Genomic DNA, 23,688 nt, shown 5'->3' on the forward strand with positions numbered 1-23,688 from the left:
GGTCAATTGCTTTTAATTTAGTTGCCAGTGAATATTTCGCCATGATAAAAGGCGCCCCCTAGTTTGGATTTCTCCAATCTAGGGGGCGCACTTCACCCGAAGGGTGTCTTTTTATTTTACTTGCTTTGAATATTTTCACGAGCTTCAGCTGAAAGATTGTAGAAAGAATGTACACCCTTGTACTTAGCAGTTGAACCAAGCAATTCTTCAATACGCATCAATTGGTTATACTTTGCGATACGATCAGTACGTGACATTGAACCAGTCTTAATTTGACCAGCATTAGTAGCCACAACCAAATCAGCAATAGTAGTGTCTTCAGTTTCACCAGAACGGTGTGAAACAATCGCTGTGTATCCAGCTTCCTTAGCCATTTCAATCGCATCCATGGTTTCAGACATAGTACCAATCTGGTTAACCTTGATCAAGATTGAGTTAGCGGCACCCATACGGATTCCCTTAGCCAAGTATTCAGTGTTAGTAACGAAGAAATCATCACCAACTAATTGAACTTTCTTACCAAGTTCCTTAGTAATAGTTACCCAGTCATCCCAGTTATTTTCATCGATAGGATCTTCAATTGAAATAATTGGGTAACGGTCAGCCAAGTCTTCCAAGTACTTAACGAATTCTGTAGTTGCGAATTCTTCCTTAGTTGACCAACGCAAAACGTACTTTTCCTTGTCAGCATCCCAAAGTTCTGAAGCAGCAACGTCGACTGCAATAGCGATATCTTTACCTGGCTTGTAACCAGCTGCTTCAATAGCTGAAATCAAATACTTAAGAGGTTCTTCGTTATTAGCGAAATCAGGAGCAAATCCACCTTCATCCCCAACAGAAGTTGCCTTACCATCAGCTTCCAAAAGCTTCTTCAAGTGATGGAAAGTTTCTGAACCATAACGGATAGCTTCCTTAATTGAAGGTGCCCCAACAGGCATAATCATAAACTCTTGGAAGTCAACCTTGTTATCAGAGTGAGCACCACCGTTGATAACGTTCATCATTGGTGTAGGCAATACGTAAGAATTCATACCACCAATGTATGAGAACAAAGGCATTCCTAATTCATCAGCAGCTGCACGAGCAGCAGCGATTGAAACAGCTAAGATAGCGTTAGCCCCTAGCTTACCCTTGTTAGCTGTACCGTCTAATTCAATCATGGCTTGATCAATCGCACGTTGATCGGTCACGTCAAACTTACCAACCAAAGCCTTAGCAATAACGTTATTAACATTATCAACGGCCTTAGTAGTTCCCTTACCCATGTAACGTGACTTATCACCATCACGCAATTCAACGGCTTCGTGTTCACCAGTTGAAGCACCAGATGGTACGATTCCACGACCGTAACCACCAACTTCAGTAATCACTTCCGCTTCAACAGTTGGGTTTCCACGTGAGTCCAACACTTCGCGTGCAACAATATCAGAAATCAAAGACATGTTTTGTGTTCTCCTTTTAATGTTGATTCTAAAAACAAATCCGACTTAATTGTATCATCATTTAGTTAGAAAATAAACAATCAACTTATACAAGCCGTCAGAGCGACTCAAACCTCCATATCAAGTGGAATAAGCTTTAGTCCGCAGGCTGAGATGAACTAGTTTGTTGGGCAATTGCTACTAAACTCAAAAATTGTTCTGGATCTAAGGCAGCACGCCCCACCAAAACGCCATCAATATCTGCTTGCCCCATGATTTGGGCGGCATTATTTATATCAACCGAACCACCATACAAAATTCTTATTTTTTCAGCAATCGATGGCGAATACAATTGAGCCAAGGTCTGTCGGATTAATTGTGCTGCCTTTTGAGCCTGTTGGGCACTAGCTGCTTCACCTGAGCCAATCGCCCAAGTTGGTTCATAAGCAATGGTCACATTACGTATCTGATCCACTGAAACCCCAGCTAAGGCGGCGGCTACTTGAGCAACTGCCGGCTGAGCCTCCATTGACTGAGTGTACACGCTCATATCTTCATCAATATCTACAATTGGCTTTAAACCATTACGCAAGGCGGCCATGACCTTTAAATTAACAGTGGCATCAGTCTCATTAAAGAACTTACGTCGTTCAAAATGACCAATTAATACATAGGTAACTCCTAAATCAGCCAAAGCTCGTGGCGAAGTTTCCCCAGTATAGGCACCAGCATCTTGCCAATGAACATTTTCAGCAACCACATGGATGGGACTGTTTTCAGTTTCACGTACCATATCGGCTAAGAAAATATCCTGCGCAGCAATCCCCGTTTCAACTACGGAAGAATCAGGCACCTGTTGATTGACTTTTTCTAGATAGTCAAAGACTTGTCCCTTCAGTTTGTTAATCTTCCAATTAGCTACCACAAAGGGTATCCGACAATTCTTATATGTCGTCATTTATCGTCACCTCGTAACATTAAAAATATGAAAATAGCTTCAATTAACAATAGCCAAGTAATATCGGTTGGCTTAGCTCCCATGAAGGCCAACAGGATGTAAGTTACCATCAAAACGCCTAAACCACTTCCAGTTTTAATAAACGTTCGATGATATTTATTGCCACTTAATTTATTAACTAAATCCTGATTTTCAGCCCGCAATTCGGTTAAATCCAATTTTAGACTTTCCACCTGATTAAGCAACTTATCATTTTCGTTTTGCAACCATTCCACTTGGTCTTCTTGATTAGGCTGGCTTTCATCTTTACGCCACTTAAATATTTTCATAATTCCACATCTCCTATACTTAAGTATAATGGATTCGTCTTGAAATCAGAATATTAAATGGTTTTCTTGACAAATATAAGTGAGAACAGTACCATATATAAGTTATCTAATGCAGTCGTGGCGGAATTGGCAGACGCGCAGGATTAAGGATCCTGTGTCCGCTTTAGGACGTGCGGGTTCGACTCCCGCCGACTGCACTATCATAAAAACAGGAATCGGATTCCCGGTTCCTGTTTTTTGTATGTAATCTTTGAAATAAATAAAAAAGGGGATCTCAAATTTGAGATCCCCTTTAAAGTTATGCCGACTGCCGGCATATGAGATATTAATATATAAGTATTTAAACCACATTGTGTCTAAATTATGTCTAATAAGGTTATCCATAACTATGATTACTAGTCTGAGTAATTCTTTATAAGGACTATCGATTTATAGAATAAAATAATAAAAAGAATATATAAAAAACTAATCGTTTGTTGTTACTAGTAATACCACCTCTTTCTCATAGCATCGCCGGATTTAGTGTTATTTTTAACATATATTCTACCGCGCTGTTTTTTCATATAGCCCAAACTACACATTAACTTTCCTAAATCACTTTCACTTATTCGTAAATAATGAACTAACTTATTTTTATCCCATCCATCACGTTTTAGGATAAAATCGTACAATCGATAAGACGTCATTCCACGCTCGTTAAAAGCTTCAGCATCTTGTCTTAGAATTCGTTTATCATCCCGGCTTGTAAATTTATTTTTAATTATTTCGATGAGTTCTATAACGCTTAATCCATGGCCTAGACATTCAAATATACACTTCCAAGGAACATTCGATAAAGCATTTAGCCAATCTAGTTCAGGGCCACCACCGGCACCCAGTCCAGAAACAGGTGAGAACCGTATTGTTTCACCATCCCAATCAAACAAACCATCTTTCGAAAATTGTATTAATGTATTTGCTGTCAAATTAGCGTTGCTATCGAATGCCTCTTGATATTCAACGCCCCCCATTTTATCCAAATTATAATTGAACTTTTTACCATTTTGATCAAATAAAAAATAAGTATGACTTTCACCAAGATATTTAGGAATTGGCCAATCGTCATTACTTTCCGAGTTTATACAATCAATGGTTACTTCATTGAAATATGGTATAAGATTATCATTACAATCCACTTCCACAACTTTTTCATATAGTTTTTCCAAACCGTTAGAAGGAAGTGAAACCACAAACTTTATTTCCATTTATAAAATGCCTCTTCAATTTACTATTTTGATTTTATCTTATCATAGTATTAATACGGCATTTGCGAACTCAAAACAGATACGCAACTTGGTCCGCTAATTTTAAATTTGTTAGAAAATACCAGTTTACTTATGTACGGGCAAAGGCCCTTTTGTTACTTCGTCTTATCAGCAATAGCCTGCGCTAAATCATGAATTTCAGACTTAGTTTGCTCATCAATGGCGCTTGTGGCTTGCTGTGATGTGTCTGATTGAGATTCTGGTTGTGGTGACTCAGGTTCTGTCTGATTGTTAACTGGTGCCGCCAACAAGTCCCAAGTACGTGCATCTCCGTAAAAGATAGAACGGTCATAAGGTACGCATACATACTGCCACATTGTAATGATTTTCCATTCTTTAATGTTAACAAAATGAGTATTGTCTGCCCAGTCTTGCAATTCTTGCGTGTATTCAGTAGGAGCCATATATGGGTAATCAGCAATCCACACAGGGTTATCTGCCATATCTTCCCATGAGTATCCATGCACGCTATTAACAACGTCAGAATAACCAATATATAGCCACACCTTCTTACCAGTCTTCTCATAGATATAGTCAGCAATTTCTCGTGGTTCATAACCACTTAAAACTGGATAACCGGCCATATTTTCAAAATCAAGCAACAATGGTACATCAGGGTCATAACATTCAGGAGCTGCATTATCTAAGAAAAATTGCGCCTGCTCTTTAGCATCAATTCCGCCGACGATGAAGTGATAAAGCCCTAACTTCTTACCTGATTCTTTAACTTGGTTAACCTGTGTAGTAACGTGCTTATTTACATAACTATTACCTTCCGTAACCTTAACGATCACAGCATCGTTTTCGGAGATGATTCCACTAATGTCGGCAGGGTTGTTATCTGATACATCTGCTACAAACATATTATTTACCTCCATATTGAGAAAGTAGTGCTCGTTGAATTGATGCACTATTAGACTCACTAATCGATGTATTGGCTGAACTCTGTGTTCCAAAATTAAGTTTTACTTCTGAAAATTTGCCTTTATCAGCTTGATTCAAGCTTTTGCTTGCACGCTCATTCATTTTCTGAACCGCATATTCTAGCTTATCCCCTAGTTGTTGATTTGAAAAAAGGCCATTCATACCATTGGCATTTAAACGTTCCTTTACTCGCTCAATAGCTTCTTGTCGCTTGTCAGCACCAACCATGTCAGTATTTTCTAAAGCTGAAACAGCATCATCAAACCAACCAGCTACTAGTGCTACGTTGTGTAGTTTAGTGACTTTTTCAATATTCACCGAATACTTTTTAATTAAGCTGATACCCGCATGAATTAACGGACCAAACAGGCCAAGCAAAGCTAATAACATAACTAAAAGCTCATATAACTGTGTAATCTTCATGTTGACGAAATCTCCTCAATTTTATCTGAATAATCATGGCCACCCATCGCTAGCAAATCAGTATTGAGTCGTTTAACTAAATCGTTTAACAATCCAACCTGCATTCTCAGTTCTTGGTTTTCAGTCATAATTTTTTTGTTTTGTTCATTGATTGTCTTGTACTGTACGCTGATAATTTCATATTTAGAGCTAACATCAGCTAACTGGTCCATTAACTGGGTGTTCTTGTCACTAATTTCTTTAAGGCTTTTATCTAGGCGGTCAATCATATCCGTCTGCTTAGTCATGAAAGCATCTTCATGTTCTAGCATCGTGCTATCACGTTTCACACGATTTTTAATCCACACACCTAGAAGCACACAAAGAGAACCAAATGCGGTTCCTAGTGCTCCCCATGTTTCTGCGCTAACTATCACCGGCAATCCTTTCCGCTCGTTTAACAACTTCCTCTATCTTCCGCTCGCCCATTAATTTATAACGAGCCTCGTTATAAATTGACGATAAGGAAAATATAAGCATTGCACCATACACAAACGGGTCCATCCGCCAATGTCCTGAATTAATACAGTCTGCAAAGTAGCAAAACGACAGCATTCCAAACAGAAAAACCGCTACTAAAAGTAAGAGCAGTCTAATCTTGTACCACCAAAAATCCCAGATAGCATTTACTACCGTAAAAGCTCCAATTAATAAATAGATAATGCCTGGCACCAAGTCATCTACCCAGTCGATTTCTGGTGGTAATGTAATTTCTAATTGGTTAAATCTGAATAAGATAAATGAACCCACAATCATTTCAATCGCTCCGATTAACCATAAGTCGTTATTTCTAAAAAAATGTCTAATCATAATACCCCCTAATCTACTGCGATGTAAGAACCAGAAATAGCAAAAATGTATTGTGATTTCATTCCAGCAGTAACGTGAGCATTACCACCGCTATTAATAAGCATAGACCCTGCTGTATACCCCGACTGCATTGATAATACAGCACCGCTATAAGGCATAAATCTTCCAGAAACAATACCGGGTTGATTACCCATATCAGAAGTTAAGGTACCGAATCCGCTCACGGTCACTATATTTCCAATCCTAATGAAGTTGATAATGACACCGCACACAACTTTTATCATCACCTCTGACTTTTTATGAATTGATTTCCAAGTAACAGATTTATTAAAAACAGAACCGACAGAATCAACTCCAGAACCATCTAAACTAAATACTTCAATAATGCCGTGTACAGGATAGGTGGCTGTAGTAATCCTAACTAGCGCAGCACTTGGCATATTAGCGGGAGAGTTTTTAAAGGCAGCACTACCACCGTAAAAATAATGCACGCCAACATAATTAACTAAGTTGTTGACAATATCATTGAAATCTCCACTCGTTACGAAATCACTAGGTCCATAAGCAATCTTAGTAGCGTCCGTTTTAGTTGCATACGATGATAGCTTAGTATTTAACTGGTCTTGTGTCACAGCGCTTAGTGCTGTCTTGTTGAAGTCAGCAATAGCCTTATCAATCTTTTGGTTAGCTGCAGTTAAATTACTATCAACGCTGTTAGCTTTACTATTGATAGTATCAAGCTTAGCCATCGTGTCCTGGGCACTCTTTTGAACAGCGTCAAATTTACCCTGAACGACCCTTTTAGCATCTTCAACAACACCATCAACAATTGAGATATAGTCTTTGGCTTGCTCACCATTTAGGTCAACAGCCTCTTCAACGATGACTTTAAAACTAGCAGTTGAGGCTGTCTTATCGCCAAAAGTTACCTTAAAATAGGCATTTTTAAAGACGCCCATGTCTTGACCGAGCGCCTTTGGTGGTGTGTATTCAAATATTCCGTAGTTGCGATCAATGTAGGACACATTAGTATCAACAACTACTTTACTAGCAGAGCTTTCGCCCATAAATGTGACAGTTCCACCAGTTAAATTGGTTGGGTCGCCGTTGTCTGTGAGCGTTACGTGCCAAGTCGAATAGTTACCATCCCCTTGCCGTAGAATAACACGGGGGTTATTAATTTCAGACTTAGTTGTGTCTAAACTTAAATTAAGTGTGCGGCTCATTGTAACCTCCTTCCTCGAATGAATCCATTAATTTGTCATAACCATCAGCAGCTTCTCCAGCAATTAGCTCACTGTAATTACATAGTTCTGCATACAGCTTTGAAAACTGTCCTTCGGTGTCTTCTTCAAAAATAGAGCGCTCTTGACGTAACTCGGTTAGTTCTTTTGATATTTTTTCAAAAGTTTCCTTACTTCCGTTTCCGGCAATCTGACCGTTTTCTTTTACTTCGGCACCGTTACTAACGATAATTGACCGCTCTTCTTCTCCAATTTCATAAACTTTAGCGTCAATCTTTTTAATTAAACGTGTCCGAAACCTGGAAACTTGTCCAGATAACTTAGCTTCTTTTAAAAATAGATTCACACTATTTAAGTCAATATTAGTAATCTTAATCATTTAATTGTCACCCAAGACGTCGCCTTCCCCTCACTATCAAATCCTTTTGGAATCACAACTCTATCCATAGCAGCTAATTGCCCTAAGATTTCTCTCAAATCGCCACCTTGTTCATACATGCGAACTCCAGCTCTGAATACAACGTCATCATCAAATGTAAAGCCGGAATTATAACCACCAGCACGCCATTCTTTTCTGAACCAAGATAATTTAATACCGAAATTACCACTTTCAATACCGGTATTACGAGCTGACCAAGTCATATAGTCCCCTTTACCGTTTAATTGAAATCCTAGTCCTTGATAGTTGTCTGGCATTCCACTCATGTGTGCGACACCAACACCACCAACATCTTCATCATTCATATTTAGCGTCATTCCACCAGAATTGAACTTAGTGTTGACCCCTGTAGTTGATACTTTCATGCCAGAACCATCAATAAATGTAGAGCCAAACGAACCATCCCAACGACTGCGAATGAATTGCGAGAAATTGCCAACTAATGAATTAACATTCAGGTTGATCACGTCAATTTGAGCAGCATCAATTTGGCCGCCTTTGATGAAATTAGCTGATAGATGGCCGGTACTGATATTGTTAGCGTCTAGGTTCAACACATTCACGCGGTTAGCGTCGATAATGCCTTGCTGCAAACGGTTGGCGTCCGTAATGCCATTGAATTTAACCCATGTAGAACCAGAATAAGCGTACATTGCTACGCCATTAGGTTCGTTAACATCGTCCTTATACCAAGTATCTCCTTGTTGAGGATTTACCGGGTTATCGGGCCCACGGTATACCGTGTGGTCGCCGTTCAATTCAGCGCTATTCTTATCCCACTGTGAGTCTGTAGATGCTTCCAAAACCCACGCATTACCATCGTAATAATATAGTTCTGTTTTTCCATTTGGAAGATTTTTAAACCACACATTTCCCTTGCGAGGGTTAGTTGGTTGTTCTACTCCAAATGTAGTGTCGTTATGACCACCGTGAGTCATTGTCCATGCTGACATTTCGGAAGTTACAGAAATACTACTACTTAGTGAATTAACGCGATTAGTCATGCCGCCCTTAGAAAGGTCTGAACCGAGTTGAATTGTCGTGTTGCTTGGGTTAGTTAAGTCATAATTAACCTCAAATACTCGAGTCTTATAACTCAACTTGCGCTTATCGTGCATGATTAGTACGGTGTCACCTAACGAAAGACCATCAGTTTCAGCAATCGTAGCCGAATACTGAATAGCTGGGTGATTCATCGCCATCAAATCATTATAGGCCGCCCTTAGTAACTGCTTCGTATCATCAATTTGGTCATAGGTTTTGATTAATAACCTAGGTGTACCGTCGATGTGACCATATTCCAGCGTTGCCTCTGGGTCGGTTAAGACTAAATCGCCCTTGACCTTGTCCATTGGGTCGCCTTTATATTTTGACCACTCCAAATCTTCGATAGTAATACGCCGGCCATAACCATCAGGAGTATCATCATGACCTTCACTGACTTGCTCGCCCTTACCTCTAGGAAGAATAGCGGTGTAAATACTTGAGTTATCTCCAGTCCGCTCCACCGTTAACAAGTTAGACCCATGCACGAATACCTTAGATGTGTCTTCACCTTGACGAATCACATAGTCCATATAACGGCCGGTTATTTTACTACCGGTAATAGCTACATAGAATACAACTTCGCCACCTAGACCATTCACAACCTTAGTGATGGCGTCTAAGTTGCTATCAAAGTAGTAGTTAGTCTGCAGCAATCCAGGGACGACACACACACCCAAATTCCAGGTAGAACCACCAAGCGCAACCGTCATCAAGTTATAAGCATTCTCACTCTTAAACCGCCGGTCTTTGATGTAACCGTATGAATTTAACTCCTGATAAGCCAATTCATAAGCACTATACTCAGTCCGATCTGATTGGTCTTTAATGCTCATAATCCGAAGCATGACATAATTATCAGGTTTCAACGGGTGAGGTACGCCAATATAGCGAGCCTTACTATCCAAAGCAATCGTGGCCGGCACACTAAAATCAAGCGTAATTGCCTGGTTAATCTTGACATCAAGATGAGCTTCTATTAAATCACTTTTATCAATAAGGCCAATAATATTCTGCCTTTTATCAAATAGATACATCATAGTAATTTAACCCTGTATTTAACCTTAATTTGAATTGCTTCTAGGCACACTACCTTATCGCCTTTTTTAATCTTGGCTTCAAATATATTGGTATTCATAATCTTAATCTTGTTAAGAATACTAGTCCCATTCATCGTTAACGTGCGATTATTGATATCTAACACAACAGTAGAATTGGCAGATAATCCGCCACCCAATTCCATGATATAACTGTTACCAATCGTAATCCGCATGTTATCGGTTGATTGTGGCGGTAATTTAACAACAATCTTATCAACGTTTTGCGGGTATAGTATCTGTGGGTCATTAATCATAGCCACGTTACCACCAGTAACCTCTTTTGACTGACCATGACGATAAGGGTCGCTCATTGTGATTTCAATGGTACCTTTAACTGACAAGCTACCCGGCTCCGTATTAGTTAGTTTAGTAACTGTACCAACCCTGACAAATTCCGGTTCGTCGTCAAAATAAAATTCCTTTTCATCCCCTTGTAGCAGATATTTAAGGCGTGTAAAGGCGCTGTTAAACTTATCTGTTGTGTCAGCAATCAAAAAGAATCCAACCGTTACTATATTATGATCCAACTGAGAATTTAAAAAGAAGTCGCCATCGCCAAATGTATCAGCAACCTGCAACTTCCTAGTGTAATTATCTCGGCCATCAACGTTAACCGTATGAAATTCAGCGATTTCATCATCTAGGTTGTGGCCGTTAAATGTTAAGGACTCTACCGGACGTTTATCCGGCGGAGAGGTAGTCTTTTCAATATCTCGAAATTCGTAACTCATTAAATCTCCTTAAAACAATGCAATGGAGTTGTTACGTTGTAATTCTCCACGTGTACCTTGGTTGTTTGAAATGTCATCAACAAAGGCATTAAAGGTATTAGCACCCATGCTTAGGTTAATGTTGGCCGACTGCTTATTGGCTTCCATCTTCATCGAGACAGTTCCGGTGTCGCTTAAATCAAAACCAGTTGTAATTGGGTTTAACTGATAGTCAAACTTACCACCACCAACTATTCCGTTAGCCGCTGACATGACATCATTAGCCATATTTGAAATCGAATTAGCTGCTTTATAAGCATTATCGTCCACTCCGTTAGCAAATCCAGCAACAGTATACATACCTAATTCTTTGAATTTACGTGATGGAGAATGAATACCAAGCATTGATTTGGCAGCGTCAAACGCTTGTTTAGCCATATTAGCGGCAGTATTTGCTGCGTCTCTAATCTTGTCTTCAATACCTTGTATAAATCCATTGACTAACTGATGTCCGATGCTCAACAGACTAACTGACCCAGCTCCATCTTTAGCATTGTTACCGGCTCCTTTACCACTGTTATGAGCATTATTAAATCCCTTCTCAAACCCCTCTATGAACTTTTGAAGAAGCTGACCACCAGATCCAACCATATCACCAAACATTTCGCCAATACCCTCTATAAATTTCAGAACAACATCTTTGGCTTTTTGATAAATAAGCGGCATTCTGTCAACTATTCCGTCTATAAGCTTAAAAATCATATCAATACCGGCATCAATAATTCTAAGAGCGTTATCGGCAATAGACCCAATAAAGGCAACTATGACATCGGTTGCAGCACTTGCCACTCTTGGAATTGAATCTGCAATTGATTCTAAGAATGCAACCATCATATTTGTAGCAGCTTCAACTATTTCAGGCAGCTTAATTGTTAGCTCATTCAAGAATCCGATAATAATATTGGCGAACTGAGCAACTATTTGAGGCGTGTAGGTCACAATAGTGCTTAGAAACGTTAAGAATATTTGTAGGAATGACTGAGCAATCAATGGGGCTTGTTGCATGAGGGTCACAACAAAAGACGTAATTAACGTGACGAATCCTTGACCAAGAATAACCATGTTCTGCTTAAAATTAGTAGCTGCTAGATCAAGAGAAGCCATAACAACAACAAAATTAGTAATTGCATTAGTAGCGGCAGCAAATCCGAACAGCATGGCAGCAATTCCGGCCGTTGCCATCATTACAGCCGCTCCAATTGAAAGCATAGCGGCAGAAAAAGCAACTAAACCAACAACATTGGCCGTCAACAGTGGACTAAACAAAGCTACTACAGCGACTAAAGCACCAATCGCCACTGTTATAGTGATAACGGCTGTTATACCTGCTTGGCCGGTCTTAGCTAAATCGGCAATCGCAAAAACAAACACGCCCAATCCAGCAGCGGCCACGCCAACACCAACACCTATTTCTAATATTGACAAAGCAAGCTTACTTGTTTTTGGAGAAGCATTAGATGCCACATTTCCGACTGCTGACAAAGGACTTTTTACCGCCTTAGCTGCTTTTCCTGCTGAATTAGCTGCTTCCTTGAATTTTAAAAATCCATTTAATAGCACAGCCATACCAGCACCAGTAGCTACTAACGCTAGTACTCCTCCCAGTACTTTCATTTCCTCTTTGTTTTCGGATATTTTTTTAGCCATATCTGACAAAGATTTAGCTGTTTTATCAACAAAATCTCTAAACGGCTTGAAATTGTTATAGGCAAATACCACTGCAGTAGCAATAGCTATTAACGCAGCAATAACAGGATGTTTAGCAATTAACGTCAGTCCACTTGCAACAGCATTAGATGCCTTTTCAAACGCATACATAGAACCGACAACAGCAGCCGCTGATCCACCAACAATTAGTAATGCTGGTCCGACTGCTTTTAGTAAAGGCAGTAAGAATTTAAACGCAGCCACAGCTTTGTCAGCAACGGCCTTTGAAATTTCATTAACAGTCTTCCTAAACGGTTCACTAGAGTTATAAGCCCAAACAAATCCAATGGCTAATGCTGCAATAGTAGCTACTAACAATCCAGCCGGAGTAAATAGCGCACCAATTGCACCAACAACATTCTTTGTCTGAGAAACAAACGTTCCCATTGTAGTCATTGCTGTCCCGATTACTGGAGACATTCCGATAAAATTGCGGGTCATTTGAGCGAATGGTGCGTTACTTTCAGCCGCCCACGTAAGGGCTCCGTTAATCATGGAAATATAGCCACCATTCACACCTTTAGCTGCGTCCATTGACTTATTACGCAATGCTTCCCAGTTACCACCAATCTGTTCAATCTTAGAACCTAGGTTCTTTTGCATTTCGGTAGCTTGATCGCTAAGAAACTTAGTGGAGGTTGCACCATCTTTGGCAGCGCCGTCCATTGCTTTAGTAAATGCGTCCCATGATGTTGTTGTGTTACCAGTCTTGTCCTTAATAGAATCAAGAAGCGGCAAAATAGCACCCATTCCAGCCGTTCCAAACATTTTCTTTAATGCTTCGGCCTTTTGAGATGAACTCATACCATCCATCTTGTCGGCGATTTCTTGCAAAATCTGTGGGAATGGTTTCATTTCCCCCTGGGCGTCAGTAAAGGTAAGTCCTAACTCACTCATTTGTTTGGCCGCAATCTTACTTGGTGCCTGCATTTGAAGCATGGCGTGGTTCAAGTCTTGAGACGCTTGAGCGGCACTAAATCCACGGTTAGTAAGCAAACCAATAGCAATGCTAGTATCTTGCATTGAAATACCGGCATTGGAAGCAGTACCACCAATGGTAGCCAGCGCCTGTTGCATGTCTTCAATAGAGGCGTTAGACAAGTTAGCCGTTTGAGTTAGAATAGCAGCCGCTTGAGCAGGGCTATCTAAGCTCTTACCCCAAATATTCATAGCTTGCTGAACAACACTAGCCGTTGTTTGCAAATCAGCACCAGCGGCAGTAGCAGCCTGTGCAATCGCTGGAAACTCTTGCTTGATTGTATCAATAGAGGCACCATCACGAGCCATAGCAACCATGGCATCGGCAGCGTTCTGAGCAGACAAAGGCAAATCAGCACCCATCTTGTTGGCCACGTCAGACAGTCCTTGAATATCTTTAGAAGTACCACCGGCAATAACAGCCGCTTTGTTTAAACTAGCTTCAAAGTCCCCAAATGATTTTAATGACTTCATTCCAATAGCTGTAGTAGCGGCACCGGCAACTGTCATTGCTTTTCCCATCTTACCAGCATAATCAGATATATTACTGAACGATGAACTAGCTTTACCAGCAAAATTACTCATGCCATTAATCGCTGTCTGTGTGCCTGCTAAGAATTGACTTGTATCAGCCGAATAGACGGCTTTTACTTCATATTGTTCAGCCATTTAACCTCCCTTCTAGCTCATCTAGTAGAGCCATGTTGTATTCTTCCTCAGGCTTAGCAATATTAACCGCTGCGCCTGGATTAAACTGTAATTTCACATCATTGACAGCTTGCTTGTACTGATTACCAAAAAACTTATCGAACGTGTCAAACTTAAGATGATCACCACTAGCATTAGTTTGTTGTGAGCCTAAGTTGGCCCACGCTGCTTGGTGGAGTGAGTACATATTATCTAACTCACGCAATTGTGCAGCTTCAAGGTGTAGTTCGTACTCCCTAGGCGTCATCAGTTCAATCGTTTCAATGTCGCTTATACCAAAATAGCGCAACCCGTTTACCAACAATTCGTGGTACGTGGTTGCGCTGTCTTTGGGTTCTTCTATTGAGCGGCCGCCTGCTTCTGTACGGCGGCTACCACTTTTGACGTGAAACGAGTTTCCTCTAGATTAGTAATGACCATTTGAGACAAGGCATCCAAATCAGTCCCATCTTCTTCAAAATAATCATTCAATGTCTTAACAGTTAGCTTGCCACCGACTGCATGGTTAGCAACCAACAAAATATCACGCAAAGCAATTGGACTTTCTTCCATAATAAGCTTTGACATAACCATCTTTAGACCGACTTCAAACGTAATCCCGTTATTAGTACCCTTAACAAATTCATCAAGTAATTCACTAAAGCGCATGTTAAAACTAAACTTTTCATCCTTACCATTAATTGGCAATGTGAATGACTTGAAACCCAAAACTTTACTCATGAAATATTCTCCTTTTTATCAATACATTAAATGGGCCTCTCACCCCGTTTGAACGTTTAGCCGTTGTCGCTTATTAGTTACTTTGGCGCTTGTGCGTTATTGGATTGTTCTGAACCAGTCACAACACCCAAGTCTTGGAAGTCATAACTTACGTCAGTATCACTATTTGCATCAAGTGATAAGTCGCCCTTACGAGCATAACCGCCATTAATTGAGGCTTCTAGCTTTAGCGATACACTGTTGTCACTGTCGCCGGTTTCTTCTGAAGAAGTCATGTGAGCGCGCATATAGCGACCCGCACACGTCCCAGGCTTAGTTCCTGGCGTATCAGTATAAGCGATCCAGAACTCTACTTCTTTATCCTGATTGATAGCGTCATCGAGGTCATTCTTGACCACACTTTGATTAGAGGCCAACAATTCAAGTGACAAGGTACCATCAAGCGAACCGCCCTTTTGCACCTTACCATCCTTCGTGTCTTCGCTCTTCTTGTCACGGCTCAGCTTGTAGCTGTAAGTCGTTTGATAGGCGGCTTTAATTCCGCGCGTCTTACTTTCATTTTCACGCAAACGCACAAACACAATCGCTTTGCCGCCTGACTTAGCCTTTAAATCTTCTGCCATAAATAAATCCTTTCTAAATTAAAAGACACGATACGTTACATCTAACGTTCCGTGCCATAGTTGCAAATTATCTTCTTGTTCTAAATCAACGCTATTGACCGTATATACTGGGTCAAGTTCAACCGAGTAGCTGTCTGTGCTGTTTAACTTCATTAAGTAGTTAAACACTTTAGATTTTAACCGCTCGACTTCGTTTCGGCTCTTTGCATCCCCAAATATGTGAATGGTTAGAGATGGCTTAGCCCTCAGTGCTCCCTTGGCCGGTGCATATTGCTGCAATGAACTATTGCCCAGCACCACAAAGGGTTTGTCGGTTTTAACCGCCTTAAAATCAGGCAACCGCTTATAGAACTGTCCAGCGGGTAGATTGTCAAACAACCACTTACCAACAGTTTGAACCAGCTCATAATCTGGTGTATATTCAGGCATTCTCGAGCACCGCCTCCATATTTCTAATAAACACTTCTTTGTGGATTTGATAGGCCTGATACATGAATAGTTTTGGTTGAATGAAGCGAGTGCCGTTTTCCTGAGCATAACCATAGTTAAAATTACGGTTCATTGCGTTACCGGTCACTGTTCCTGTCGATACTAAACCAGTATTCACAAAGCTAATATCAATATTGCGCCGTAAAAATCCATTCTTAACTGGTGCTAAACGTGCCGCCTGTGCCTGAGTACTGGCCGTTGTGGAACGAACTAACTCCCTAGCTGCTGAAGGTACACGAGTTAGCTTATCGGTATGCACCGAGATAAACTTGTCAGCACCTTCAATCCTAAATCCACCACTCATTTGCTACCGGCCTCCTTTACCATAATTGAATTGCGTGAGCCAATCTGTTGACGTTCCAACGGCACATATTTGACTCCATCAATCACACAATAATCAAACTTAGGTAACGGCGTGATGGTTCGTAAAATCTTACGATCATAGTCCGTTTGGCCGTAGTCTCGATAAGAACGAGCAGCAGATAAGTTAGTTACATTGATAATTACCGTTGCTACTAACTCTCCGTTAGGATTGTACTCAACCGTTGGGTCTTCACTCTCAACTGCCTCTTTGTATAGTTCAACCTTGGTGTGCATATTCATACGAACCACACCTTTCCGTGGCGAGGGCCCACAACGTCTCCATTCTTGAACTGATTGATTTCAGTCATGAATTGAGCGAAGTCATTCTCTTGGAATACTAAACCAAGTCCGTCCTGGTTAGCTGATTTCATTCCTTCATTACCAATACGTGAGAAACGAGCAGCGACCACATCAGCAACGATGTAGTTAAACTTAGCAGGAATAGCACCATCATCATCAACACCTAATAAGACAGCTAAACGTTCACGAGTTCGACGCTCAATGATATCTAACTTATCTTTGGTAGATGATTTATTATCAATCAGCGTTGCGTAATCGTTTGCTACACCCATCAATCACCTCTTAGCTTCCTGCAGGAGCGTTTTCCTTGGGAGCATTACCCTTAATTGATACAGAAACGCCGTCCTTTTTCTTATCCAGAATAAACAAATCATGGTACAGACGGTTCTGGTACAAATATCCGTCACCTTCTGTGTGTTCGCCCGGTGCAAACATGAAGATAGCATTTTCCTTAACAATCGGAATGACAACAGGCTTAGCCACAAATAAGAAGTTAATATCCTTGGCACTGGACTTAGCCTTAAATCCGTCAGAAAAGTCATAATCAGTCTTAAAACGGTCTTCATCCCATACTTCAATTAGTTGTACACCATCAATTGAAGTAATACGTGATTCTAGCGCAGTAGTACCGATGTTCTGGTTCGTGATGTTACGTGTAAATTCAGTAGAACGCTCTAGTAAGTCCATTGCTTCGGTAGAAATGAATCCAACAATGTTACCTGCGCCATACTTACGGACTGGCAATAATGCAGCCTTCAAACGAGTGTAAACATTAGCCTCTGTCAACGCTTCCTCTTTGGAGGTCTTAGCACCCTTAGCCAACGTCGAGAAACGATAGGCGTCAATTTCAGGCTGAACGTTTTCCTCAATGAATACACGGGAAATATTTCCAACAGCCAAATTCTGGTTAGTTTCGTCAACATCTTGCCGATCAACATAGAACTCAACATCGCGGTCTTGTCCCATTGTGTAGACCTTCTTATCGTTTGAGGCGCTTCCCTCGTTAAATCCCTTGTTACGAGTATGAGGCTTCAATCCTGATGTAGAAATTGTTGTCAAAGTAAATGACTTGCCACCGTTAACAAGGTTTACGTTAGGAATACCTAGCGCAGTAGTTAAAAGCCCCTGAGTAATTTTTTGATCAAATGCTCCATTGTCATTTGTAATGTAATTAATTGCCATAACAGCTCCTTTTATAGTCCTAATCCTTTAGCTAAGTCACTGCGGGTGTCCGTATCACTAGACTCTCCGCGCGGCTTTCCTGACCCACTTAGCTTCTTATCAACTTGTTCATTGACACGCTGGTCAATGATTGTTGCGATGTTATCGGTTGCTTTAGTGATGGCGTCTGCGTCCCCTAGTTCAACCAATACACTAGCCAATTCAGAAGGTAGCCCCTTATCAGCAAGCACGTCCTTAACATTAGCCGTTAGTTCCCGTTTATTGATTTCAGCTTCACGCTTTTCTAGTTCTGACATTCGCTGTTCTTCTTCGGCCTTAGCCTTTTCAGCAGCGGACATCTTGGCTAGCTTAGCGCCCTCTGACTTAGCTTCTTCTAGCTTGGCATCTAAATCAGACTGCCAACCGTCACGAGCCTTTGCGACACGTCGTTCTGCCTCTTGATCTAAACGCTTAGCTAACTCTTCTTTGGTAATCGTTACTTCTTCTTGCCCGTTCCCTTCTTGCCCTTGCAAGCCATCATTATCACCACCCTTTCCTTCGTCTTGCTCTTCGTACATAAAACGATCGAATTTCAACATGTTATTAATCTCCTAATACACAATGATTGGCACAGTTTCCACCGTTAAGGCACAACCTCCACCGCCCATTCCATTTCGTTAGTAAATTGAGCAGTTAAAGGCGTGCTCAGGCCATAATAAAAGCACCTACATTGCTGTAAGCGCTAATCTGCATATATTTCACCACTATCCACCGCTACTACTGCACATCGGCAGTTAGGGTGTCTTGGTATTGTGTAACGTCCACTACCAAATTTATTCGCATTGAACTGTTTGCCGTCATTTTCAAGACAGAAACGGCAGGCACCAGGACTAGCGACCCACTCCATTTTTTCGTAACCAGCCATTTTAATATTACGAGCTTGCTGTGCTGCTGATACCCTAGCGCCCTCAGTCCTCAAGATGCGTTCTGCTTGATACTTAGCTACGCCGAACTTATCCCTTATCTCTTTCGTAGCGGCCATTGGATTCTCATTCAGTAACGCTTGACGCATGATACGTGATATATCCGAACGCAACTGCGCTTGGTTGCTCCATATCCGGCTAGACCACGTCATACCGTCATAAGTCTTGTTGATTATTTCATCCCCAACAGCCTTAGCAGTCTGCTTATATATCTTGTTACCAAATTCAGCCGTTTGCTTGGCATCTAAATGTAGCGCTCTACTAATTTCATCAATACTTTTGACAGCGATAACGCTGGTGTACAACGTTGTGGCGTACTCAATCATTTGGTCTACGTTAGATACATGGACTTGATTCATACCGTTCTTAGTCGCATATACATTCAACTCGGACATCAATTCTGGGTCTGGTGCTCTAGAATTATCCGACTGTTGGAAGTCTGGATACTTCGACTGGAACAATGCCCACCACGCTAAAAACTCCAATGACTGTTGCTTCACGATTTTATCAATCAGCTTAGCATTCTTGGCGTCCTGCTTAATCTGACGTTTACTAAATTGAAAGGCCTCATCACGATTATTCATCGCCAGTTACCTCTTCTTCATCACTATCGACAGCTTGTTGACGTAACTTAATGTGAGTCATCTCTTCTTGCATATCGGCCATAGCTTGGTCTTGCTGCTCTCTCAAGTTACCTAATTGTTGAGCGTCAATTCCTGGGGCGTACTTATCAAGATAAGCCTGTGGGAATGAAGCACCGGCCTGTTGTAGCAATTGGATTGTGTTGACATCATCGGTTGGCGTGTTGTCCGTAAACATGAATTTAATATCGTTACTATCAATGTTCCACGCACCACTAACAGCCAACTCTAAGTCTTGGATAATACCATAGATGGCACTCAATCCTTTTTCAAACATACGCCGCTTGGTTTTGGCCAATTGAATAACACCCAATTGCTTGTACTGCATGGCAACCCCGCTAGCATTACTAGCAAAGTTCTCATCAGATACATCAGGCGTACGGCTAAAGGTGTGGATGTTCTTAAACAGTCTATTCTTGTATGCCTCAACGCCTGCTGCGTCGTATTCCTTGTGGATATAGCTAGCACTGACATTGGTTTGTGCACCAGTTCCGCTAATACCAGACTTCAAGAACAACGTACGCGACTCACGTATCTGTTTAATCATATCTTTTTTAGCAGCAACTACCTTTTCAAGATATTCTTTGTCTTCAGGGTTAGCAGCTAACTCAATACCATCTAGTAAATCGTTAATGTCTCCCTGAATGACTAACATAGCGTCGTTACTATCTTGCATGTAGTTAGCTGTATCAGACTGACTAGCGTCGTAGGCATCAATCAAGCTAATAACACCCTCATAGTCGCCCATACGTTGGCTATTATTCCAGAATTCAACGACTGGCAACGAAACAATGTCTTGTGTGTCATCAATAGTCCAACCATCTTCTAAGATTGAGGCGCCAATCTCAATTGGCTGGCTTTGGCGGTATTCTCCATCCGTCCAGGTCTCTACAATGTACATGGAATTAAGCAAATCACCACTCACTGTGTCGACTTGCTGTTGTGGTGTATACCGAACGGCCATGACCGGTTTAGGGTCAATGTCTTTGGAATAAATCATGAACGTATTAATAGGATTTAACCGCACAATACGTTCAATCTTTTCATTTGGATCACGGAACACATTAGCGTATGCTCGGCCAAATTTAGACATGTCGGCAAATAAATCATAGAACAGCGCATCGACGTCGTTCACGTCATTAATCTTATCCAATAACGGGTGCTCATCTTCTTGACCGTTGCCGTCGCTATCAACGCTAATGTTGATTGGGTTACCAACTGAAAAAGAGGTGTGGAAGTCAGCTATTTCTTGAGCGAATGGGTGCGACAAACGGACATCAGCCCCGCCGTCATCTAAACGCCTTGATTTCTCCCTAGATATTTCAGTGTTAACACCCTTGTAGTAGCTATCTAACTTAATTAAGCGTTGGCGCTGATTATTATAATGGTGCAACAAGAACTCCCCAATACGTTGGCTAGTCAAGTTGCTAAGGTCTTCTTGATAGACCATCAACGACTGTTTCAAGTCATTATAATTTTTTGTTTGATAATCTTCTGTCATCGTAGTCCTATATCCTTAACTGCTTGTACTCGTTGTTGGTAATTCATGTAGCTGCCATCCTTATTAGTAAAGATGATTGGCTCAAGTGCATATCCTAGCGCCTGAATAGCATGGTCGTTTCCGTCTTCCGGTTTATTTAGAAACTTGCCAAACTTATCCTTCTGATAAGTGAACGTACTCATTTCTTCAAACAAGTAAGTAGCACTTGGGTGTATGTGATAACGGTAGTTTTTCATAAACTCGATCCGTTGTTGGTTACTGTCCTTTCCTTTACCAACAGGAATAATGTTGCGCAATCCCCGTGTTTGTAATTCTGCAATTGTTCTTGGTTCAGCACTATCGGCATACACACGCCCAAGCATGGCGCCGTTCTGCGCAAGCTTATGAGCCATCGGTTCGTTTAACATCCCCGTATGGTAGAAACCGCCGTATACATAGATATCGTTATCTTTAACGGTCGCCTTAACAAATGCTGTCGGGTCGTGAGTGAAACCAAAATCAAGTCCCATGATTTGACGGCCAACAATTTCGCTGGGTTCAAAATCTTCCAAATCAAAAAGGCCATCGAAAACGAGGCCTTCAGCAATTCCCCAATCACCATACACTGCTACTCGAGCGCGGTTAGGGTTACGTATTTTCATCTCTTCCATGTCGTCAATAAATCCCTGGTTAAGATGATGATTATTGTGGTAAGTGGTGGTAAATGATAGCACGCTCTTGCGCCTAGTCTCATCATCAAAAAACTCTGACTTAAGCCAATGTTGTTCAGACCATGGGTTAAACGTGAGGAGGTGCTGATAGTAGCCGTTATCTGGTAATAGTCCACGAATAGATTCAATTACGGTGTTAAAAGCGTCTAAGCTCTTTAGCTCGTACGCCTCTTCCCACCACGTCCGACAGATAAAGCCATGTTCAGCTTTGATAGACGTTAACTTAAGCGGGTCATCCATCCCCCTAAAGTAAATCTTTTGACCAGTGGGGAGGAACGTTATTTCTAGTGGGCTAACATTAGACTTAAAGAACTGTCCTAATCCAAGGATTGAGATAACCTCTTTAATCGTGTTGTAGGAAGAGTTGCGTTGTGTGGTTTGAAACTGTCGAATAACCAACCAATTACAGTAAGGAAAACGCAGTAGGTCGTAGATAACCTTGAATGCCGCTGCCATACTTTTCCCACTGGCACGAGCACCCTTTAAGGCGATGAACTTATCTGTTGAATAGAACAACTTATAGTAAGATTTATCAACTTCATTATGAAATTGTAGCTTAACGTTAGTTATCATCTTCTACCTTGAATTCATCCATCTCTATTACAAATGTGCCCGAATCATTCTGCGCAACCTTAGCATTATTCTCTGCAATATCAGCCTCAGCCGTTAACTTACGTAGTTGTTGCTTAGCTAATTCATCACTACCTGGATAACGCTTCAATATTTCACGAGTAGCACTAATACGTGTTTTTAAATCGGCTTCTTTTTGAACCTCATGTACACCATCAATAGCTGCCACTACAACCGTTTCTTTTACTTCTCCTCTAGCTATACTAGTTAGCAATTCAACGGCCTCTTTGGCGCTCATAGTACGTTTAGAATCGATCACAGCCATACGCTCGTCTATGTACGCTTTAATGTCAGGTTTTGTCAGGTTTTCATTTCCAACAGACCTTGCCGACCTTTCTCTATAACCCGCTTTTATAGCGGCTTGAGTGGCATTTCCTAACTCAATGTAATTATCAGCAAATTTCTTTTGTTTAGCCGTCAACTTCATGTCATCGCGCCACCTCCAATCACTTATAAATTTTATGTATTAATGTTGACGCGTATCAATAAATTTTTGTTTACGACGGCCAACATTATTTTTATTTTGGTTATGAAGATACTTCTTAACTTTAATTTTTTTCATGCTAACAACCGCAATACATGAAACAAGAATAGTAATAAATCAAGCAGTCCAAAAATGACACAAGCAGTTGTTAATCCCATAATGATAATTGAAATAGCTTCAAATACGCCAGTCCTAAATCCATCCAAGAAACATTGTATAAATTCCTTATTCATCTTCATTCTCTTAACCACTCCATGTGCCTAACATAACCTATTGGACTTAGTAATAGTTCCTGTCTCATTGATTGATGACGTGCAACCTTGGTTTCCTTGTCGTTATTGTTACGCTGAATATACTTACTGTTCACTTCGGTTGAGCCCTGTACACGCTGCTTCATTACTTCTGGTGGAATCACTTCTCTTTAGCCCCCAAATTCTTAATTGTTGCTAAGTCCCAAATACCTAATTCATACATCACACGAATGACATTCTTTTGGCGGGAATGATAGCTACCACCATTTTCTTTGAACTGCGCATTGGAGAAATCAATTTTACTAGAATCATTAATTGGATTAAGGACTGTCGTATCATCAGCCCAATAAGTCCAGGGCTCAAAGGCTACCTCCCGCCATTTCTGTAGCGTAATTGCACCGTTAGCTGTCCCGATAATGTTTTGATAAAACGGATAGTTACCTAATGAACTCGGCTGTGAATAAACACCATAACCATACAAAGCAACATTATTAGGATAACTAGGCAACTGCAAAGTACAACCATTGTCAAAATATAGGCTCCACGGTGTGGTTGAGGTATCTAATGCCCAGGCCATCGGTGGACGACGTGGTGTTGTGCTAGTGGCGTCCTTGCCATCTCGACCATCTTTACC

Annotated in this window: 27 protein-coding genes and 1 tRNA gene; 1 reads left to right on the plus strand and 27 read right to left on the minus strand. The window is 41.0% G+C overall.

Translation table 11 applies throughout. From position 1 onward, the window contains the following. Positions 1-116: 116 nt before the first annotated feature. The 3 genes from eno to C7384_RS07470 all read right to left on the minus strand — a co-directional run bounded on the left by eno (position 117) and on the right by C7384_RS07470 (position 2,708). Positions 117-1,442 (minus strand): phosphopyruvate hydratase, encoded by a 1,326-nt coding sequence (gene eno, locus C7384_RS07460; protein WP_089940475.1) that lies wholly within the window; start codon positions 1,440-1,442, stop codon positions 117-119. 136 nt (positions 1,443-1,578) lie between these two features. Continuing rightward, positions 1,579-2,379 (minus strand): triose-phosphate isomerase, encoded by an 801-nt coding sequence (gene tpiA, locus C7384_RS07465; protein WP_089940478.1) that lies wholly within the window; start codon positions 2,377-2,379, stop codon positions 1,579-1,581. Next, entirely contained in the window at positions 2,376-2,708 is a 333-nt protein-coding gene (locus tag C7384_RS07470) for a bZIP transcription factor (RefSeq protein WP_089940481.1), read from the minus strand. Before C7384_RS07470 ends, tpiA begins: the two co-directional genes overlap by 4 nt. Before the next feature lie 111 nt (positions 2,709-2,819). Between C7384_RS07470 and C7384_RS07475 the strand changes: the two genes are divergently transcribed. After that, positions 2,820-2,905: transfer RNA gene (locus tag C7384_RS07475), tRNA-Leu, on the plus strand. 285 nt (positions 2,906-3,190) lie between these two features. Here C7384_RS07475 and C7384_RS07480 read toward each other — a convergent pair. From C7384_RS07480 to C7384_RS08190, 24 genes are all read right to left on the minus strand, one after another. Beyond that, positions 3,191-3,952 carry a hypothetical protein gene (locus C7384_RS07480; protein ID WP_089940275.1) on the minus strand — a complete coding sequence of 254 codons (762 nt, stop codon included), beginning with the start codon at positions 3,950-3,952 and terminating at the stop codon, positions 3,191-3,193. 155 nt (positions 3,953-4,107) lie between these two features. Then, positions 4,108-4,875: a GH25 family lysozyme gene (locus C7384_RS07485; RefSeq protein ID WP_165806809.1), complete on the minus strand. Its 768-nt coding sequence runs from the start codon at positions 4,873-4,875 to the stop codon at positions 4,108-4,110. Between the two features lies 1 nt (position 4,876). Beyond that, the gene (locus tag C7384_RS07490; RefSeq protein WP_089940271.1) at positions 4,877-5,359 is read right to left on the minus strand and encodes a phage holin, LLH family; all 483 of its coding nucleotides are present in this window, start codon (positions 5,357-5,359) and stop codon (positions 4,877-4,879) included. Further along, positions 5,356-5,775 (minus strand): hypothetical protein, encoded by a 420-nt coding sequence (locus C7384_RS07495; protein ID WP_089940268.1) that lies wholly within the window; start codon positions 5,773-5,775, stop codon positions 5,356-5,358. The genes C7384_RS07490 and C7384_RS07495 overlap by 4 nt, the downstream gene beginning before the upstream one ends. Then, complete coding sequence (locus C7384_RS07500; RefSeq protein ID WP_089940265.1) at positions 5,765-6,208, minus strand: hypothetical protein; 444 nt, start codon at positions 6,206-6,208, stop codon at positions 5,765-5,767. The genes C7384_RS07495 and C7384_RS07500 overlap by 11 nt, the downstream gene beginning before the upstream one ends. Before the next feature lie 8 nt (positions 6,209-6,216). Then, positions 6,217-7,434: a BppU family phage baseplate upper protein gene (locus C7384_RS07505; RefSeq protein ID WP_089940262.1), complete on the minus strand. Its 1,218-nt coding sequence runs from the start codon at positions 7,432-7,434 to the stop codon at positions 6,217-6,219. Beyond that, entirely contained in the window at positions 7,418-7,831 is a 414-nt protein-coding gene (locus C7384_RS07510) for a hypothetical protein (RefSeq protein WP_089940260.1), read from the minus strand. The genes C7384_RS07505 and C7384_RS07510 overlap by 17 nt, the downstream gene beginning before the upstream one ends. Further along, complete coding sequence (locus C7384_RS07515) at positions 7,828-9,975, minus strand: phage tail spike protein (RefSeq protein ID WP_089940257.1); 2,148 nt, start codon at positions 9,973-9,975, stop codon at positions 7,828-7,830. The genes C7384_RS07510 and C7384_RS07515 overlap by 4 nt, the downstream gene beginning before the upstream one ends. Then, on the minus strand, positions 9,972-10,766 hold the full coding sequence (locus tag C7384_RS07520) for a distal tail protein Dit (protein WP_089940254.1): 795 nt from the start codon (positions 10,764-10,766) through the stop codon (positions 9,972-9,974). Before C7384_RS07520 ends, C7384_RS07515 begins: the two co-directional genes overlap by 4 nt. A gap of 9 nt (positions 10,767-10,775) precedes the next feature. After that, positions 10,776-14,159, minus strand: a complete 3,384-nt coding sequence (locus tag C7384_RS07525; RefSeq protein WP_089940251.1) for a phage tail tape measure protein — start codon at positions 14,157-14,159, stop codon at positions 10,776-10,778. Beyond that, positions 14,152-14,487, minus strand: a complete 336-nt coding sequence (locus tag C7384_RS07530) for a hypothetical protein (protein WP_143016477.1) — start codon at positions 14,485-14,487, stop codon at positions 14,152-14,154. Before C7384_RS07530 ends, C7384_RS07525 begins: the two co-directional genes overlap by 8 nt. Positions 14,488-14,537: 50 nt before the next feature. After that, entirely contained in the window at positions 14,538-14,918 is a 381-nt protein-coding gene (locus tag C7384_RS07535; RefSeq protein WP_089940246.1) for a tail assembly chaperone, read from the minus strand. Between the two features lie 77 nt (positions 14,919-14,995). Beyond that, a complete protein-coding gene (locus tag C7384_RS07540; protein ID WP_089940242.1) occupies positions 14,996-15,541 on the minus strand; it encodes a phage major tail protein, TP901-1 family in 546 nt (181 codons plus the stop codon). A gap of 18 nt (positions 15,542-15,559) precedes the next feature. Then, positions 15,560-15,970, minus strand: coding sequence for a hypothetical protein (locus tag C7384_RS07545; protein ID WP_089940239.1), 411 nt, complete (start codon positions 15,968-15,970; stop codon positions 15,560-15,562). Beyond that, the gene (locus C7384_RS07550) at positions 15,963-16,334 is read right to left on the minus strand and encodes an HK97-gp10 family putative phage morphogenesis protein (RefSeq protein ID WP_089940236.1); all 372 of its coding nucleotides are present in this window, start codon (positions 16,332-16,334) and stop codon (positions 15,963-15,965) included. Before C7384_RS07550 ends, C7384_RS07545 begins: the two co-directional genes overlap by 8 nt. Further along, the gene (locus C7384_RS07555; protein WP_089940232.1) at positions 16,331-16,633 is read right to left on the minus strand and encodes a hypothetical protein; all 303 of its coding nucleotides are present in this window, start codon (positions 16,631-16,633) and stop codon (positions 16,331-16,333) included. The genes C7384_RS07550 and C7384_RS07555 overlap by 4 nt, the downstream gene beginning before the upstream one ends. Next, positions 16,630-16,965, minus strand: coding sequence for a phage head-tail connector protein (locus C7384_RS07560; protein WP_089940229.1), 336 nt, complete (start codon positions 16,963-16,965; stop codon positions 16,630-16,632). Before C7384_RS07560 ends, C7384_RS07555 begins: the two co-directional genes overlap by 4 nt. 10 nt (positions 16,966-16,975) lie before the next feature. Continuing rightward, positions 16,976-17,875, minus strand: a complete 900-nt coding sequence (locus tag C7384_RS07565) for a hypothetical protein (RefSeq protein ID WP_089940226.1) — start codon at positions 17,873-17,875, stop codon at positions 16,976-16,978. Between the two features lie 11 nt (positions 17,876-17,886). Next, entirely contained in the window at positions 17,887-18,453 is a 567-nt protein-coding gene (locus C7384_RS07570) for a DUF4355 domain-containing protein (RefSeq protein ID WP_243400737.1), read from the minus strand. 143 nt (positions 18,454-18,596) lie between these two features. After that, a complete protein-coding gene (locus C7384_RS07575) occupies positions 18,597-19,421 on the minus strand; it encodes a minor capsid protein (RefSeq protein ID WP_089940223.1) in 825 nt (274 codons plus the stop codon). Next, complete coding sequence (locus tag C7384_RS07580) at positions 19,414-20,979, minus strand: phage portal protein (RefSeq protein ID WP_089940220.1); 1,566 nt, start codon at positions 20,977-20,979, stop codon at positions 19,414-19,416. Before C7384_RS07580 ends, C7384_RS07575 begins: the two co-directional genes overlap by 8 nt. Beyond that, complete coding sequence (locus C7384_RS07585; protein ID WP_116585390.1) at positions 20,976-22,262, minus strand: PBSX family phage terminase large subunit; 1,287 nt, start codon at positions 22,260-22,262, stop codon at positions 20,976-20,978. Before C7384_RS07585 ends, C7384_RS07580 begins: the two co-directional genes overlap by 4 nt. After that, positions 22,252-22,746: a terminase small subunit gene (locus C7384_RS07590; RefSeq protein WP_089940533.1), complete on the minus strand. Its 495-nt coding sequence runs from the start codon at positions 22,744-22,746 to the stop codon at positions 22,252-22,254. Before C7384_RS07590 ends, C7384_RS07585 begins: the two co-directional genes overlap by 11 nt. 468 nt (positions 22,747-23,214) lie before the next feature. After that, on the minus strand, positions 23,215-23,688 hold a 474-nt coding region (locus C7384_RS08190), incomplete at its 5' end, for a hypothetical protein (RefSeq protein ID WP_165806812.1).

It is taken from the genome of Convivina intestini, assembly GCF_003096575.1.
Classification (GTDB): domain Bacteria; phylum Bacillota; class Bacilli; order Lactobacillales; family Lactobacillaceae; genus Convivina; species Convivina intestini.